Here is a 13,887-nt window from a genome sequence, read left to right on the forward strand (position 1 = left end):
AAGGGAGGACGATCATGGATTATGTTCAGGCTGGAACATTGCAAATTGCCAAGCCGTTTTACGACTTCATCGTTCAGGAGGCCGCGCCTGGGACCGGGGTGGAGCCGAAGCACTTCTGGAGCGCCCTGGAGCGAATCGTCCGGGAGTTCGGACCGCGCAACGCCGCGCTGCTGCGAAAACGCGACACCCTGCAGGCGGCCATCGACCAATGGCACCGCGACCGGCCCGGACAACCCCACGACGCCGCGGCCTACAAGCAGTTTCTTCTGAATATCGGCTATCTCTTGCCCGAGAGTGAATCTGATGGCCCGGATTTCCAGATCACCACCGAAAACGTGGACCCGGAAATCGCCGCTATTGCCGGGCCGCAGCTCGTGGTTCCGGTGACCAACGCCCGGTACGCGGTCAACGCGGTCAACGCCCGCTGGGGCAGCCTGTACGACGCCCTGTATGGCACTGACGTTGTCGACGAGGATCAGGGCGCGGAAAAAGGGGAGGCCTATAATCCGGTACGCGGGGCCAGGGTCATGGCCGGGGCCGCCGCGTTTCTGGACCGGGCCGTCCCATTGGCCGCCGGCCGCCACGCCGACGTGGTCCGCTACATGGTCGCCCCAAGCCCATCCACGCCGGAGGGGCGGACCCTGGTCGCCCTTCTGGAGGACGGCTCCAGGCAGGGGCTAATCCGCCCGGAACAGTTCGTCGGCTTTTTCGGCCCCCTGAACCAGGACGACGAACCAAAATCCGTCATCCTGCGCAACCACGGTCTGCATCTGGAACTGCGCATCGACCGCACCCACCACATCGGACGGGAAAACAAGGCCGGGGTCTGCGACGTGGTTCTGGAAGCGGCCCTGACCACCATTCTGGACTTCGAGGACTCCGTGGCCGTGGTGGACGCCGAGGACAAAACCGGAGCCTTTCGCAACCTGCTGGGCCTGCTCAAGGGCGACCTGACCGCCAAATTTTCCAAGGGCGGCCGTTTCGTGGAACGCCGGATGCATGAAGACCGGAGCTTCACGGCCCCCGACGGAACCGAACTCCGCCTGCCCGGACGCAGCCTGATGCTGGTCCGCAACGTGGGCCTGCTGATGACCACGGACATCGTCCTGGACGACCAGGGCCGGGAAATATTCGAAGGCATCCTGGACGGCCTGACCACGGCCCTGATCTCCCTGCACGATCTCCGGGCTTCCGCCGACAATCCATGGCGAAACAGCCGCCACGGAAGCGTGTACATCGTCAAACCCAAACAGCACGGCCCAGAGGAAGTCCAATTCACCCGGGATCTGTTCGCCGCCATCGAGGGCACCCTGGACCTGACCCACAACGCCCTGAAGATCGGGATCATGGACGAGGAACGCCGGACCACCCTGAACCTCAAGGAGTGCATCCGGGTCGCCCGGGAGCGGGTCATCTTCATCAACACCGGATTCCTGGACCGCACCGGGGATGAAATCCACACCAGCATGGAGGCCGGGCCCATGGTCCGCAAGAACGACATGCGCTCCGAGCCGTGGATGACCGCCTATGAGAACTGGAACGTGGACATGGGCCTGGCAGCGGGCCTGAGCGGCAAGGCCCAGATCGGCAAGGGCATGTGGGCCAAGCCGGACAAAATGAAGGAAATGGTCGAGGCCAAGATCGGCCACCCCCTGTCCGGGGCCAACTGCGCCTGGGTCCCCTCCCCCACCGCCGCCGTCCTGCACGCCTCGCACTATCACCAGGTGGACGTCTTCGCCCAGCAGCGCGAACTCATGGGCAAGCCGCGGGCCACCCTGGACGACCTGCTCCGACTGCCCCTGCTGGGCGACAAACGTCCCACCCCCGAGGAAATCGAGGAGGAACTGGCCAACAACGCCCAATCCATCCTGGGCTACGTGGTCCGCTGGGTGAACCAGGGCGTGGGCTGCTCCAAGGTGCCGGACATCTCGGACGTAGGCCTGATGGAAGACCGGGCCACCCTGCGCATCTCCAGCCAGCACATGGCCAACTGGCTGCGCCACGGCATCTGCACCCGGGATCAGATCCTGGCCGTACTACGCCGCATGGCCGACGTCGTGGACCGTCAAAACGCCACCGATCCCCAGTACCAGCCCATGGGGCCGAATCACGATCAAAGCATCGCCTTCCAGGCCGCCCGCGACCTGATCCTCCTGGGCCGCGAACAACCGAGCGGCTACACGGAACCGATCCTCCACGCCCGACGTAAAGAGGTGAAGGCCGAAACTCATTGATTTCGAAGCAAGATTGCCCGGTTCATAGGAACGTTTCCAGTGAGGATGTTCGCCAAGACGGGGAACAGTCGACGTACCTATACCCCTGAAAGGCTTCGAATTCCGAAAAAAATCTTCGCTGGGCGGGCCGATGATCGTGGTTCCCAAGTGAGGGGACGTCGATTACGTGTGAGATGATCTTTCAGTATTCGTCACTCTTTTTACTTCTTCTCCTTTCCAAGATTGATCCGCCCTCCTCGTTCCGATGTTACCCTGGGCGGAGCGTTTGGTCCTGTCCAGCGGATGGTGACGGCTCCGTGCTTCGCGGTGTTCAGGAGTGGGACGCTCATGTCTTTCAGGGTTTGATTGATTTCAGGGTGGGGATGATTGAAGCGGTTCAGGAAGCCGGTGCTGACCACAGCGATGTCCGGCCGGATCTGGGCGTAGAGTTGGGGGGAGTGGCTGGTGCGGCTACCGTGGTGCGGGATGATCAGCGCTTCGGCGCGCAGGGCGTCGGGCGCGTCGGTCAGAGATTGAAGTAGAGCGGCGATGGACGGCTGTTCGATGTCTCCGGGAAGCAGGGCCAGGGGGCGGTCGTGCCAGACCAGGCGCAGGACCAGCGACGCATCGTTCTGGTTGTCCGCGGTCAGCCAGTCGGTGTCTGGATGGAGGACCTCCAGGACGACGCCTTTGCCCAGGTCGATCACGTCGCCCTTGCTCCAGACGGTCTCCGGGATGGCGCGGCGGTTCAGGGTTTCATGCAGGATACTTCCGTCTCGGCCTTCGGGGCCGCGGCCCTGGGAGGCGAATTTCCGGACCCGAAAGTGATCCAGGGGATAGAACAGGCCCCGGTAGTGATCGAAATGGGCGTGGCTGAGGGCGATGCCGGTCAGCCGGGGCGGGCGGCCGTGGGTCAGGGTCGGGGTGATGATGTTGCGGCCCAGGTCGTAGTCCCAGGACCAGAACCCTCCTCCGTCCACCAGCCAGCGCGACCCGCCGGGCAGTTCCAGGAGCACGGCCTGCCCCTGGCTGACGTCCAGCAGGCGCAGGGTGATCTGGGAGCGCTGGTTGGACAGGATGGTGGTCAGTCCGGGCAGGACGAGCAGGGCCACGGCCAGGAACACGGTCGCGGGCCTGAGGCTTTGCGGGGAGCGCCACCAGGCGGCCACGGCCAGGAGCAGCATCCAGTAGCCCAGAATCTGGGGCCAGAGAGGCCGCAGCGCAATGCTCGCCTTCAGCCAGCCAGCCTGGTCCAGGGCGGCCAACCCGCCGACCATCGTTTCCAGGATGCCGCCGGCCAGGCTGAGCAGCGGCGGAGCCATGGGGGCGGTCCATGGGGTGAGCAGGGCCAGCAGGCCGGTCAGTCCCAGGGGAAAGACCGCCAGGCCGAGCAGGGGCAGCCAAAGCATGTTCAGATACAGATGCGGACTGATCCGACCGAAGTACCAGGCTTGCAGGGGCAGCAGGGCCAGGGTGGCCACGGTGCTCACGGCCAGGATGCCCAGGCCCGCGGCCAGGGGCTTTTGCCACCAGGGCCGCTGGGTGAACCGCAGGGCCTCCCGGCCCAGGGGCCAGACCAGGGCCAACCCGGCCACGGCCAGGGCGGAGAGCTGCAGGCGCAGGTCAAAAACGGCCAGGGGGGACAGGGCCAGGATGATCAACAGGGCCAGGAACAGTCCGTCCAGCAGCACCCGTTGGCGGTTCAGAAGCAGCAGCAAACCCCAGGAGCCGAACATCAGGGCCGCCCGGAGCAGGGAGGGTACGGCCTGCCCCAGCCAGAGATATCCCAGGACCAAGGGTACGCTCAGGAGCACGGCCAGCTTGGGGCGGGGCAGGCGCAGATAGATTTGGGGCCGGACCCAGCCCAGTACCGTGGCCCCCAGCCATCCCAACCCGACCACGAACCCCAGGTGCATTCCGGACAAGGCCAGGCTGTGGGCCAGGGACGCCCGTTGGACCAGGTCCATGGTCTCGGGGGCGAGCAGGGAACGGTCGCCCATGAGCAGGGCCAGGAGCATGGCCTGGCCCTGACCGGCAGGCGTGCTGGAGATCAGCTTTTCCCTGAGTTGACGGCGGTATTCCCAGGCCGGGCCGGCCGCGCCGGAATAGACGGGGGCCGTGTTGGCCTCCCGGGAATAGGCACGGTGAAAGATGCCTTGGCGCGCCCAATAGTCTTCGCTGCGGTTCATCCCCGGATTGGCCATGCCCTGGATGGGGCGAATGCGCAGCGCCACCCGGACCTCCCGGCCGGGGCTGGGAACATCCGGCGGACTCTGCCAGTTCCAGAGCAGTTTGCCGCCCAGGGCACGCGGGGTTGTTTCGCTGGAATTCTCCGTGGGGTGAATCCGCACGTCCCGCAGGATGATCTGGAAATGGTCGCCTGGACGGGGGCGAACCTCGTCCACGTGCGCCGTGATGGTGGTCGGCTTCCGGTGGTTGATTTCAGGGAGATCGGCTGGCGGAGGAACGGGGTGGAGCAGGTGGACGGTGGCCACGCCGAGAGCAAAGGCCAGGAGCGGGGGAGCCGCAGTGCGAATGTTCTTCCACCAGGGTGGTTGTCGCCCCGGGGAAAAGGCGGATGGGTCAGGCGGAGGGAGATGTGGTCGAGTCGTTCCAGGCGGACGGCTCCATGAACAGAGCAGCGCCGTCAAGTAGAGGAGCAGGGCCGTGGTCCCCGGCACGGGCCATTCCCAGGCCAGCATGCCCAGAATCCAGGCGCAAAGCAGGTGCTGCCAGGGAAGCAGGCCGGGCCAGAGAGGGTGGGCCGGGAACTCCGGAGGCGTGATCTCCGATACGTTGGCCTCCGTTTTGTCCCGAGAAGGAGGTGGATCCCGATGCATGCTCAGGCCTCCGGGTGCTCCTCATTTCATCACATGTCGTATCTACTCAGCACACTTTGTGTCCGCCCTTGCTCCGGCAATCGGGGTCGGGGTCGGTATCTGTATCGGTATCGAAACAGGAAAAATATTGAACGCTTCCCATTGTTTTCGATCCCGATCCCGATTCCGACCCCGACAACAGCATTACTTTGTGCTGAATAGTTACCCACATGTCTTCCTTATCGTCCGGGAAATCCGGCTACGAGGCCGAGCTGACCCCGGCGTCCGAGAAGCTGGCCATTTCGTTGAGCATGGCCGCGGCGGCGCGGAGCACGGGGATGGCCAGGGCGGCACCTGTGCCCTCGCCCAGGCGCATGCCCAAATCCAGGATCGGGCGGGCCTGGAGTTGGTCCAGGATGATGCGGTGGCCGGGTTCGGCCGAGCCGTGGGCGAAAAAGGCGTAGTCCGCCACATGAGGCTGGATCTTCCAGGCCGCGACGTAGGCCGCCGTGGAGATGAAGCCGTCCACCACCACGGCCAGCTTGCGCTTGGCGCAACCCAGGATCAATCCGGTGAGACAGGCGATTTCCAGACCGCCCAGGGCCGCCAGGGTGCGCAAGGGGGCCGCGGGGGGCAGGGCGTTGCTGTTGACGGACAGTGCCCGGGCGATAACTTCGGCCTTGTAGCGGACTTCGCGGGCCGACAAACCGGTGCCCGGCCCGGTGATTCGTTCCGGCGCGCATCCCAGGTAGGCGCAGTAAAGGGCCGTGGCCGCGGTGGTGTTGGCGATGCCCATTTCGCCGGTACCCACGGCGAGCACCCCTTCTTCGGCGGCTTGCTCGGCCAAGGAGATGCCCGCGGCAACTGCCTCGGCGCATTCCGCTTCGGTCATGGCCGATCCCATGCTGAAATCCGCGGTTCCGGGTTTGATCTTGCGGCGCAGGAGCATGGCGGAGTCCGGAACATCGGCGGTGAAGTCGTCGTGGGCCACGCCCACGTCCACGACTCGTAGTTCCACTCCGGCGGCGCGGGTCAGGACGTTCACGGCCGCGCCGCCCCCAAGGAAGTTGCGGACCATCTGGGCCGTGACCTCCGAAGGGAACTTGCTGACGCCCTGGGCCGCGACGCCGTGATCCGCGGCGCAGGTGTAGATGCGGGACGGGTCGACCTTGGGGGCCGGACCGCGACCGGCATCGCGGCTGATCAGGGCCAAGTGCAAGGCCAATTCCTCCAACCGACCCAGACTGCCCTGGGGTTTGGTCAGGTCGTCCAGCCGGGCCTGGATGGCGGATGTCGCAGAGCGGTCCAGGGGAGTGACGGCCTGGACGCAGTCTTGGAGCAGGCTGGTCGCGGACGATGCGTTGGGGAGTGAAGTGGGCTGGTTCATGACTGGAAGTCCAGTTTGCAAGTCGCGCCCTGAGGATAGTCCGTCGGGGGCGTTTTCATGTGTACAGGTTGACCGGTGGATTGGAGCACGGCCTGCCAGTAGTTGCTGACCGTGTTGATCTTCTTGCGCTTTCCAGCCACCAGGCTGAGCGGCAGATGGATGTAATGGCCGTGCAGTTTGCTGACCACCATCCCGGTTTTGCCGGCCATGGCCGCATGCACGGCGTTCTGGCCCAGGAATCCGCAATAAACCCGGTCGTTGGCATTGGCCGGGACCGAGCGGATGATGTAGCTGGGATCGATGAACTTCAGGGTGTAATCCATGTCCTTGGATTTGAAGTAGGAGTCGATTTCTCGTCGTAACAGACCGCAGATGTCCCGCAATACAGGGTTGCCCGAGGCGTCGGTCTGGCTGGAAGCGGCCAGGAGGTCCTGTCCCGCCCCTTCGGCAACCACCACCACGGCGTGCCCGCGGCGACGGATGCGGTCGTCCAGGGCCTGTAAAAAGCCGTTGGGGCCGTGGATTTCGAAGGAGTCCTCCGGGATCAGAACGAAGTTGACGTCTTTCAGGGCCAGCGTGGCCTGGGCCGCGATGAACCCGGACTCCCGGCCCATCAGCTTGACCATGCCGATGCCGTTGGGAGCTCCCAGGGCCTCGGTGTGGGCGCAACGAATGGATTCAGTGGCCTTTTCCACGGCGGTGTCGAAGCCGAAGGAACGGGGGACGAAGTTGATGTCGTTGTCTATTGTCTTGGGAATGCCGATCACGGAGAGCTTAAGCCCGCGTTTGGCGACTTCCTCCTGGATTACCAGGGTGGCCTGCATGGTCCCGTCGCCGCCGATCAGAAAAAGGACGCTGACGTTCATCCGCTCCAGGGCGTCGACGATTTCCTCCGGCGACTGGGGGCCGCGGGAGGAGGAAAGAATGGTTCCCCCGAACTCATGGATACTGGCGACCTTGTCCGGAGTGAGTTCCACCAACTGGTGGCCGTAAGACGGGATGAAGCCCTGCAAACCGTAGCGAATGCCCAGGGTGGAGGCCACGCCGTAGCTGTGGTGGGCGGTCATGACCAGGGCGCGGATGACGTCGTTGATGCCCGGGCAAAGGCCGCCGCAGGTGACGATGGCGCATTTGGTCTTCGGGGGGTCGAAGTAGAGGTTGCCCCGGGGGCCGGCGGGCTCGAAATCGTAAGTCTTCGTGCCGTTGGTGCCGGTCTCGCCCTCTTCGTTGGTTACGAAAAGCTGAACCCGCTGGTCTTCATTGATGAACAGGGCGCACTCCATGCGGGAGCGGACCTTGGCCGGTCCCAGGTTGGGAATGGCGGTGGAAATATCGTCTTCCATATGCATACTTATTTGCGTGTCGCTCATGGTGTCCTCCGGAGTCGCAACGTGTTCGGGGAAAGGATTTTCGCCGAACACGCCGGACACAGATTGGTGTAATGGCAAGAAATGAGCCGCACTATGAAGCAAAGCGCCTCGAATGGCAAACCAACTTGAATTCGTTTCACCACTCCCTTTGAGGTCGGCGGCTTGGGCTCCATGTGAGACGATATTGTCACGCAGGGCACCTTGACACAAATTTCTCAATCAGATACTCGCTTTCTGAATCGAGAATACACGGACAACAGCGTTTTTGTTCAAAAAAAGTATTACTCAACCATGGCACGGGGGATCGTCTCCCGTTCTTTTTGGTTTTTCAATGGCCTGGGCGGGCTTACTTCGGGCAGGGCGTCTTAGAACGTTCTCAATCCTTGAACAAAGCTCGCCTCGGTCGAATATCAAGAAGTTTTCGCGTGAGCATGCGCTTTTTTTCATTAACCTGATACCGACACTCCGGCCGAATCCATGACCAACGACATAATTGAACTTCTCAAGGAAAATCGAAGCATGCTGGTCGAGCGTTGGACGGCTGCGACCCTGCATACCTATCCTTCCGAAAGCGCCCGCTTCTATTCCAAGGAAAATGATCAGTTTCTCAATCCCGTGGGCCACGCCATGAGCAAGGGGCTGTCCGAGATTTTGGACGCCATGCTGACCGGACTGGATGTCCAACAGATCCGTCCAATGTTGGACAGCATGGTCCGCATCCGGGCCGTTCAGGGGTTCGCTCCTTCCAACTCCCTGGCCTTTTTGCTCTTCGTCAAAAAAATCATCCGCGACGAGCTTGGCTCGGAGATTCAGTCCAAGGGCCTGGAAAAGCAGCTCGCGGCCTTTGAGGAGCGGGTCGACGGCGTTTTGTTGGTGGCCTTCGACGTCTACGCTCAATGCCGCCAGACGTTGTCCGACATCAAAAACAGCGAGTTCATCAACCGGCATACCCAGCTTTTGAAGCGGGCCAACCTGATGAGTGAGGAAACCCGTCTTGCCTGACGGGGTGGACGACCATTCAACGCAACCACTGGAGCATCAACAGCAAAGCGAGGTAGGGAAATGGCAGTGTGGTACTCTTTGTTACTCGTCTTGGGAATGTCCCTTTTTGTCTACCTGGGAGCCGGGTTGCTCGGTTTACAGGCCATTTTCGGCATCGTGGTCCCGTATGCGGCGATTCTGGTCTTTCTGATCGGCTTCACCATGCGGGTGTTGGGATGGGCCAAGTCGCCGGTGCCGTTCCGCATCCCCACAACCGCCGGACAACAAAAAAGCCTGGACTGGATCAAGCCGTCCAAAATCGACAGCCCCTACACCACTTGGGGCGTCGTGGGCCGGATGGCCATGGAAGTCCTGCTGTTTCGGTCCTTGTTCCGCAACACCAAGGCTGAAATCACCGAGGGCAAACTGGCCTACGGGTCCAACAAGTGGCTCTGGCTGGGCGGCATTCTTTTTCACTACACCTTTCTGACCATCGTGATCCGACACCTGCGCTTCTTCACCGAGCCCGTGCCGTATTTCGTGCAGGCCCTGGAGAGCATTGACGGCATGTTGCAGATCGGCTCCCCGGTGATTTACCAGACGGACGTCATCCTGGTCGCCGCGCTGCTGTTTCTTCTGGTTCGGCGATTGGCGAGCCCGCAGCTTCGCTACATTTCCCTGCCCGCCGACTACTTTCCGCTGTTCCTGATCCTGGGGATCGCCCTTTCCGGCATCATGATGCGCTACTTCGCCATCTTCAAGGTCGACTTGATGAGCGTGAAGGTCCTGGCCATGGGCTTGGCCACCTTTACCCCCACGATACCGGAAGGGATCGGCGTGATGTTCTTCATTCACCTCTTTTTGTTCAGCGTGTTGCTGGCCTATTTTCCCTTCAGCAAGCTGATGCACCTGGGCGGCGTGTTTCTCAGCCCGACCCGCAACCTGCCCAACGACAGCCGGATGGTTCGCCACGTCAACCCCTGGAACGCCCCGGTGAAGGTTCATACCTACGAGCATTACGAGGATGATTTCCGGGAAAAGATGATCGAGGCGGACCTCCCCGTGGAAAAGCAGGCCTAAAGCCGCTTCCCAGCAGCTGACGGCAAGCAATAGGTAATCAAGATAAGGAGTCGTTATGTCACAAGCGCCAAAGCCAGAAGAATTGCTCCGGGTATCGCATATTCCCCCCAAGAAAGATTGGATGGATCCCCGGGTGGACCTCGTTCCCGGGACGTGGGGGTACCCGGGGAAGGCGAGTAGTCTGGAGACGCTCGGATTGCCCAACCCCCGAGAATGGAACCCCACGGACGAGGATTGGAAGCTGCCTCCCAACTGGAAAGAGATCATTCACGAAGGTCTTAAGGAGCGTCTGGAAAAGTATCGCTCCCTGAAAGTGTTTCTGGACATCTGCGTCCGTTGCGGAGCCTGCGCCGACAAATGCCACTTCTTCATCGGCAGCGGCGACCCCAAGAACATGCCCGTGTTGCGGGCCGAACTGCTCCGATCCATCTACCGCAAGGACTTCACCGCGGTGGGGCGCATGCTGGGTACCTTCGCCGGCGGGCGCGAGTTGACCGAGGACGTGATCAAGGAGTGGTTCTACTACTTTCACCAGTGTACGGAATGTCGGCGCTGCTCCCTGTACTGTCCCTACGGCATCGACACCGCGGAAATCACCATCGTCGTCCGGGAACTGCTCAACCTGATCGGCGTGAACATTGACTGGATCCTCGGCGCGGCGGCCAACTGCTATCGTACCGGGAACCATCTGGGCCTGGAGCCGCACACCTTCAAGGGCAACATCGACTTCCTGGTGGACGACATCGAGGAATACGTCGGCGTTCGCCTGAATCCCACGTTCAACCGCAAGGGCGCGGAGGTGCTGTTCATCGCTCCTTCCGGGGACGTTTTCGCCGATCCCGGCATTTTCACCTACATGGGCTATCTGATGCTCTTCGAGCACATCGGCCTGGACTACACCATCAGCACCTACGCCTCGGAGGGCGGCAACTTCGGGTTGTTCACCAGCCAGGAAACCATGAAGCGGCTCAACTCCAAAATGTACGCCGAAGCCAAGCGTCTTGGCGTAAAATGGATCCTGGGCGGCGAGTGCGGTCATATGTGGCGCGTTCTGCACCAGTACATGGACACCATGAACGGACCGGCGGACTTTCTCGAAGTTCCCAAGTCGCCCATCACCGGGACCGTGTTCGACAACGCCAAGTCCACGAAGATGATCCACATCGTGGAGTTCATGGCCGACCTGATCCGGCACGGCAAGCTCAAGCTGAACCCGAAGCGCAACGACTACCGGCGGACCACCTGGCACGACTCCTGTAACGTGTCCCGCGGCATGGGCATGTTCGAGGAACCGCGCTACGTGCTCAAGAGCGTGTGCAACAACTTCTTCGAAATGCCGGAAAACACCATTCGCGAGCAGACCTTCTGCTGCGGCGGCGGTACCGGCTTGAACGCCGGGGAGTTCGAATACCTGCGGATGATGGGCGGCATGCCCCGGGCGTTCGCGGTCAAGCATGTACAGGAAAAGCATGGCGTGAATCTTTTGGTGAACGTCTGCGCGTTGGACCGGGCCATCCTGCCTCCGTTGATGGACTACTGGGCGCCCGAGGTTTCGGTCTCCGGATTGACGGAACTGGTGGCCAATGCGCTGGTCATGGAAGGAGAGCACGATCGGCCCACCGATCTGCGCGGCGAGGACATTCCAGGCTTGGAGGGGGATGAATAATGTACAACGCCGGTAAAATCATACCTGGACTGGTTATTTTTCTCGGGCTGGTGACGTTTCCGTTCTGGTCGAACATCGGCCGGGCGGCTTTCGAAGCCCCGGAACTGGTCTTTCCCGAGACTGAGGAAGAGTGCGTCGAGTCCGGAGACTGGATGCGCGCCAACCACATGATCCTGCTGGACGATTGGCGGGACCTGGCGGTTCGGGACAATCTGCGCCTGTATAGCAGTGAAACCGGAAAACGCTTCGACATGAGCCTGACCAAGACCTGCCTGTCGAGCCAGTGCCATGCCAACAAGGATACGTTCTGCGATCGATGTCACGATGCCTTGGCCATTGCCCCGCACTGCTGGGATTGCCACGTCGTACCGTCAATAGGGGAGGAATAAGCCATGGCCATAAATCGAAGAACCTTTCTGAAGGCCGCCGGGCTGACGACTTTGGCCGGCGTGGCCGGACACGCGGCGATGGAACTGCTGGCGCCGGGGGCGTTAGAGGCCTCCGGGGCTCCCAAGGTCGGTGAGTATCCCGAGGCCCTGACCGCCAAACGCTGGGCCATGCTCATCGACACGGAAAAATTCACCACGGCCCAGGTGTACCAGAAGTGCATAGATGCCTGTCACGTTTTGCATAACGTGCCGCATATTCCCGGCGATCAGGAAATCAAGTGGCTGTGGACAGACAGTTTCAAGCACGTCTTCCCGGACCAACAGCACGCTTTGGTTCCGGAAAGGATTAAAAATCAGCCTTTTATGGCGCTGTGCAACCATTGCGACAATCCGCCCTGCGTGCGGGTCTGCCCGACCAAGGCCACGTTCAAACGCGACGACGGCATCGTGATGATGGACATGCACCGCTGCATCGGTTGCCGGTACTGCATGGCCGGCTGTCCCTACGGCGCGCGCAGCTTCAATTTCTGGGATCCGCGGCCGTTTATCGAAAACATCGATCCCTATTACCCCACCCGGATGAAAGGCGTCGTGGAGAAATGCACGTTCTGTGAGGACCGGTTGGCCAAAGGGCAGCTTCCGGCTTGCGTCGAGGCCTCGGAAGGGGCGCTGATTTTCGGCGACCTGGCCAACGAGGACTCCGAAGTGCGCCGGGTGTTGCGAGAACGGTACAGCCTGCGTCGCAAGCCTTCCCTGGGGACCGACCCCCACGTCTTCTATCTGATATGAGGTGAGCAAATATGTTGGAAAAAGCGCTACAGGGAAACAAGGCGTACTGGGGGTGGATCGCCTCGCTCCTCGTCGTCATCGGCATCGGTTTCGTCTTTTACGTTTATCAGTTGCAGCAGGGCCTGGGCGTCACCGGTCTGAACCGGGACGTCTCCTGGGGGCTGTACATCGGACAGCTGACCTACATGGTCGGCATCGCCGCCTCGGCGGTCATGCTGGTCCTGCCCTATTACCTGCACGACCATAAAGCCTTCGGAAAGCTGGTCATTTTCGGCGAATTTCTGGCCGTCTCCGCGGTGGTCGTCTGTCTGCTGTTCGTCGTGGTCGACCTGGGTCAACCGCAACGCCTGATGAACGTCATCCTCTACCCTACTCCCAATTCGGTTCTGTTCTGGGACATGGTGGTCTTGAACGGATATCTCTTCCTGAACATCATCATCGGCTGGTCGGTGCTGCACGCCGTCAAGAAAGGCGTTCGCCCGGCTTCCTGGGTCAAGGTCCTGATTTACGTGTCCATTCCCTGGGCCGTGAGCATCCATACGGTCACGGCGTTCCTGTACGCCGGTCTTCCCGGACGGTACTTCTGGCATGACTCGCTGCTGGCGGCCAGCTTCCTGTCCGGCGCCTTCGCGGCCGGTCCCGCCCTGCTGCTGTTGATTCTGATGATCGTGCAAAAGGTTTCGGATCTGAAGATCCCCAAGGAAGCGATTCAGACCATGACCAAGATCATCACCTATGCCTGGGCCATCAATCTGTTCATGGTGCTGTTGAAGATCTTTTCCGCCTACTACAGCCAGTACCCCGCAAAGATGGCCGCCTTTGACTACATGTTCGGAGGATACGGTGGAGAACAGCTGATGCCCTGGATGTGGAACTTCGTGTTCTTGGGCGTCGTGTCCCTCGCCTTGCTGGTCATCCCCAGTACCCGGAACAATCCGGTGACCATGACCATCGCCCTGATCATGGTGTTCGTCGCCGGCTGGATCGACAAGGGCCTGACCCTGGTCATCGGCGGGTTCATTCCCAACCCCTTCAAGGTGCATACGGAGTACTGGCCGACGATTCCCGAGGTGTTCATCTCCGTGGGCGTGTATGCCGTGGGTCTGTTGATCCTGACCGTCCTGTACAAGGTGGCCCTTGCGGTGCAGAGGGAATCCGCGTCGTAGGCGCTATCGGACGCATTCTCGAATCCA

General features: G+C 61.5%; 10 protein-coding genes. 7 read left to right on the plus strand and 3 right to left on the minus strand.

The features are described from left to right. Positions 1–14: 14 nt before the first annotated feature. Complete coding sequence (locus tag DESLA_RS0108355; RefSeq protein ID WP_035261578.1) at positions 15–2,234, plus strand: malate synthase G; 2,220 nt, start codon at positions 15–17, stop codon at positions 2,232–2,234. A 200-nt stretch (positions 2,235–2,434) separates the two neighbouring features. On the opposite strand, the gene DESLA_RS19520 is transcribed toward DESLA_RS0108355, so the two are convergent. The 3 genes from DESLA_RS19520 to DESLA_RS19525 form a co-directional block, all read right to left on the minus strand. After that, a complete protein-coding gene (locus DESLA_RS19520) occupies positions 2,435–5,053 on the minus strand; it encodes a DNA internalization-related competence protein ComEC/Rec2 (protein ID WP_051434513.1) in 2,619 nt (872 codons plus the stop codon). Between the two features lie 238 nt (positions 5,054–5,291). Further along, entirely contained in the window at positions 5,292–6,419 is a 1,128-nt protein-coding gene (cobT, locus tag DESLA_RS0108365; RefSeq protein WP_051434514.1) for a nicotinate-nucleotide--dimethylbenzimidazole phosphoribosyltransferase, read from the minus strand. Further along, a complete protein-coding gene (locus DESLA_RS19525; RefSeq protein ID WP_051434515.1) occupies positions 6,416–7,789 on the minus strand; it encodes an ATP-dependent 6-phosphofructokinase in 1,374 nt (457 codons plus the stop codon). Before DESLA_RS19525 ends, cobT begins: the two co-directional genes overlap by 4 nt. Positions 7,790–8,266: 477 nt before the next feature. Here DESLA_RS19525 and DESLA_RS0108375 point away from each other — a divergent pair, with 477 nt between their 5' ends. Genes DESLA_RS0108375 through dsrP form a run of 6 tightly spaced genes read left to right on the plus strand, consistent with a single transcriptional unit; the run spans position 8,267 to position 13,860 of the window. Then, the gene (locus tag DESLA_RS0108375) at positions 8,267–8,791 is read left to right on the plus strand and encodes an RsbRD N-terminal domain-containing protein (RefSeq protein WP_084031972.1); all 525 of its coding nucleotides are present in this window, start codon (positions 8,267–8,269) and stop codon (positions 8,789–8,791) included. Between the two features lie 60 nt (positions 8,792–8,851). Continuing rightward, positions 8,852–9,850, plus strand: coding sequence for a sulfate reduction electron transfer complex DsrMKJOP subunit DsrM (gene dsrM, locus DESLA_RS0108380; protein WP_028572104.1), 999 nt, complete (start codon positions 8,852–8,854; stop codon positions 9,848–9,850). A gap of 55 nt (positions 9,851–9,905) precedes the next feature. Further along, positions 9,906–11,516 (plus strand): sulfate reduction electron transfer complex DsrMKJOP subunit DsrK, encoded by a 1,611-nt coding sequence (gene dsrK, locus DESLA_RS0108385; protein ID WP_028572105.1) that lies wholly within the window; start codon positions 9,906–9,908, stop codon positions 11,514–11,516. After that, the gene (dsrJ, locus tag DESLA_RS0108390; protein ID WP_028572106.1) at positions 11,516–11,905 is read left to right on the plus strand and encodes a sulfate reduction electron transfer complex DsrMKJOP subunit DsrJ; all 390 of its coding nucleotides are present in this window, start codon (positions 11,516–11,518) and stop codon (positions 11,903–11,905) included. Before dsrK ends, dsrJ begins: the two co-directional genes overlap by 1 nt. A gap of 3 nt (positions 11,906–11,908) precedes the next feature. Next, positions 11,909–12,694, plus strand: coding sequence for a sulfate reduction electron transfer complex DsrMKJOP subunit DsrO (gene dsrO / locus DESLA_RS0108395; protein ID WP_028572107.1), 786 nt, complete (start codon positions 11,909–11,911; stop codon positions 12,692–12,694). An 11-nt stretch (positions 12,695–12,705) separates the two neighbouring features. Further along, positions 12,706–13,860, plus strand: coding sequence for a sulfate reduction electron transfer complex DsrMKJOP subunit DsrP (gene dsrP / locus DESLA_RS0108400; RefSeq protein ID WP_028572108.1), 1,155 nt, complete (start codon positions 12,706–12,708; stop codon positions 13,858–13,860). Positions 13,861–13,887: the final 27 nt, after the last annotated feature.

It is taken from the genome of Desulfonatronum lacustre DSM 10312 (genome assembly GCF_000519265.1).
Lineage (GTDB): Bacteria > Desulfobacterota > Desulfovibrionia > Desulfovibrionales > Desulfonatronaceae > Desulfonatronum > Desulfonatronum lacustre.

Excerpts from the sequence above, each read along its gene's own strand:
- DESLA_RS0108355 (WP_035261578.1), top strand. The coding sequence starts at position 15 with ATGGATTATGTTCAGGCTGGAACATTGCAAATTGCCAAGCCGTTTTAC.
- DESLA_RS19520 (WP_051434513.1), bottom strand. The coding sequence starts at position 5,053 with ATGCATCGGGATCCACCTCCTTCTCGGGACAAAACGGAGGCCAACGTA.
- cobT (WP_051434514.1), bottom strand. The coding sequence starts at position 6,419 with ATGAACCAGCCCACTTCACTCCCCAACGCATCGTCCGCGACCAGCCTG.
- DESLA_RS19525 (WP_051434515.1), bottom strand. The coding sequence starts at position 7,789 with ATGAGCGACACGCAAATAAGTATGCATATGGAAGACGATATTTCCACC.
- DESLA_RS0108375 (WP_084031972.1), top strand. The coding sequence starts at position 8,267 with ATGACCAACGACATAATTGAACTTCTCAAGGAAAATCGAAGCATGCTG.
- dsrM (WP_028572104.1), top strand. The coding sequence starts at position 8,852 with ATGGCAGTGTGGTACTCTTTGTTACTCGTCTTGGGAATGTCCCTTTTT.
- dsrK (WP_028572105.1), top strand. The coding sequence starts at position 9,906 with ATGTCACAAGCGCCAAAGCCAGAAGAATTGCTCCGGGTATCGCATATT.
- dsrJ (WP_028572106.1), top strand. The coding sequence starts at position 11,516 with ATGTACAACGCCGGTAAAATCATACCTGGACTGGTTATTTTTCTCGGG.
- dsrO (WP_028572107.1), top strand. The coding sequence starts at position 11,909 with ATGGCCATAAATCGAAGAACCTTTCTGAAGGCCGCCGGGCTGACGACT.
- dsrP (WP_028572108.1), top strand. The coding sequence starts at position 12,706 with ATGTTGGAAAAAGCGCTACAGGGAAACAAGGCGTACTGGGGGTGGATC.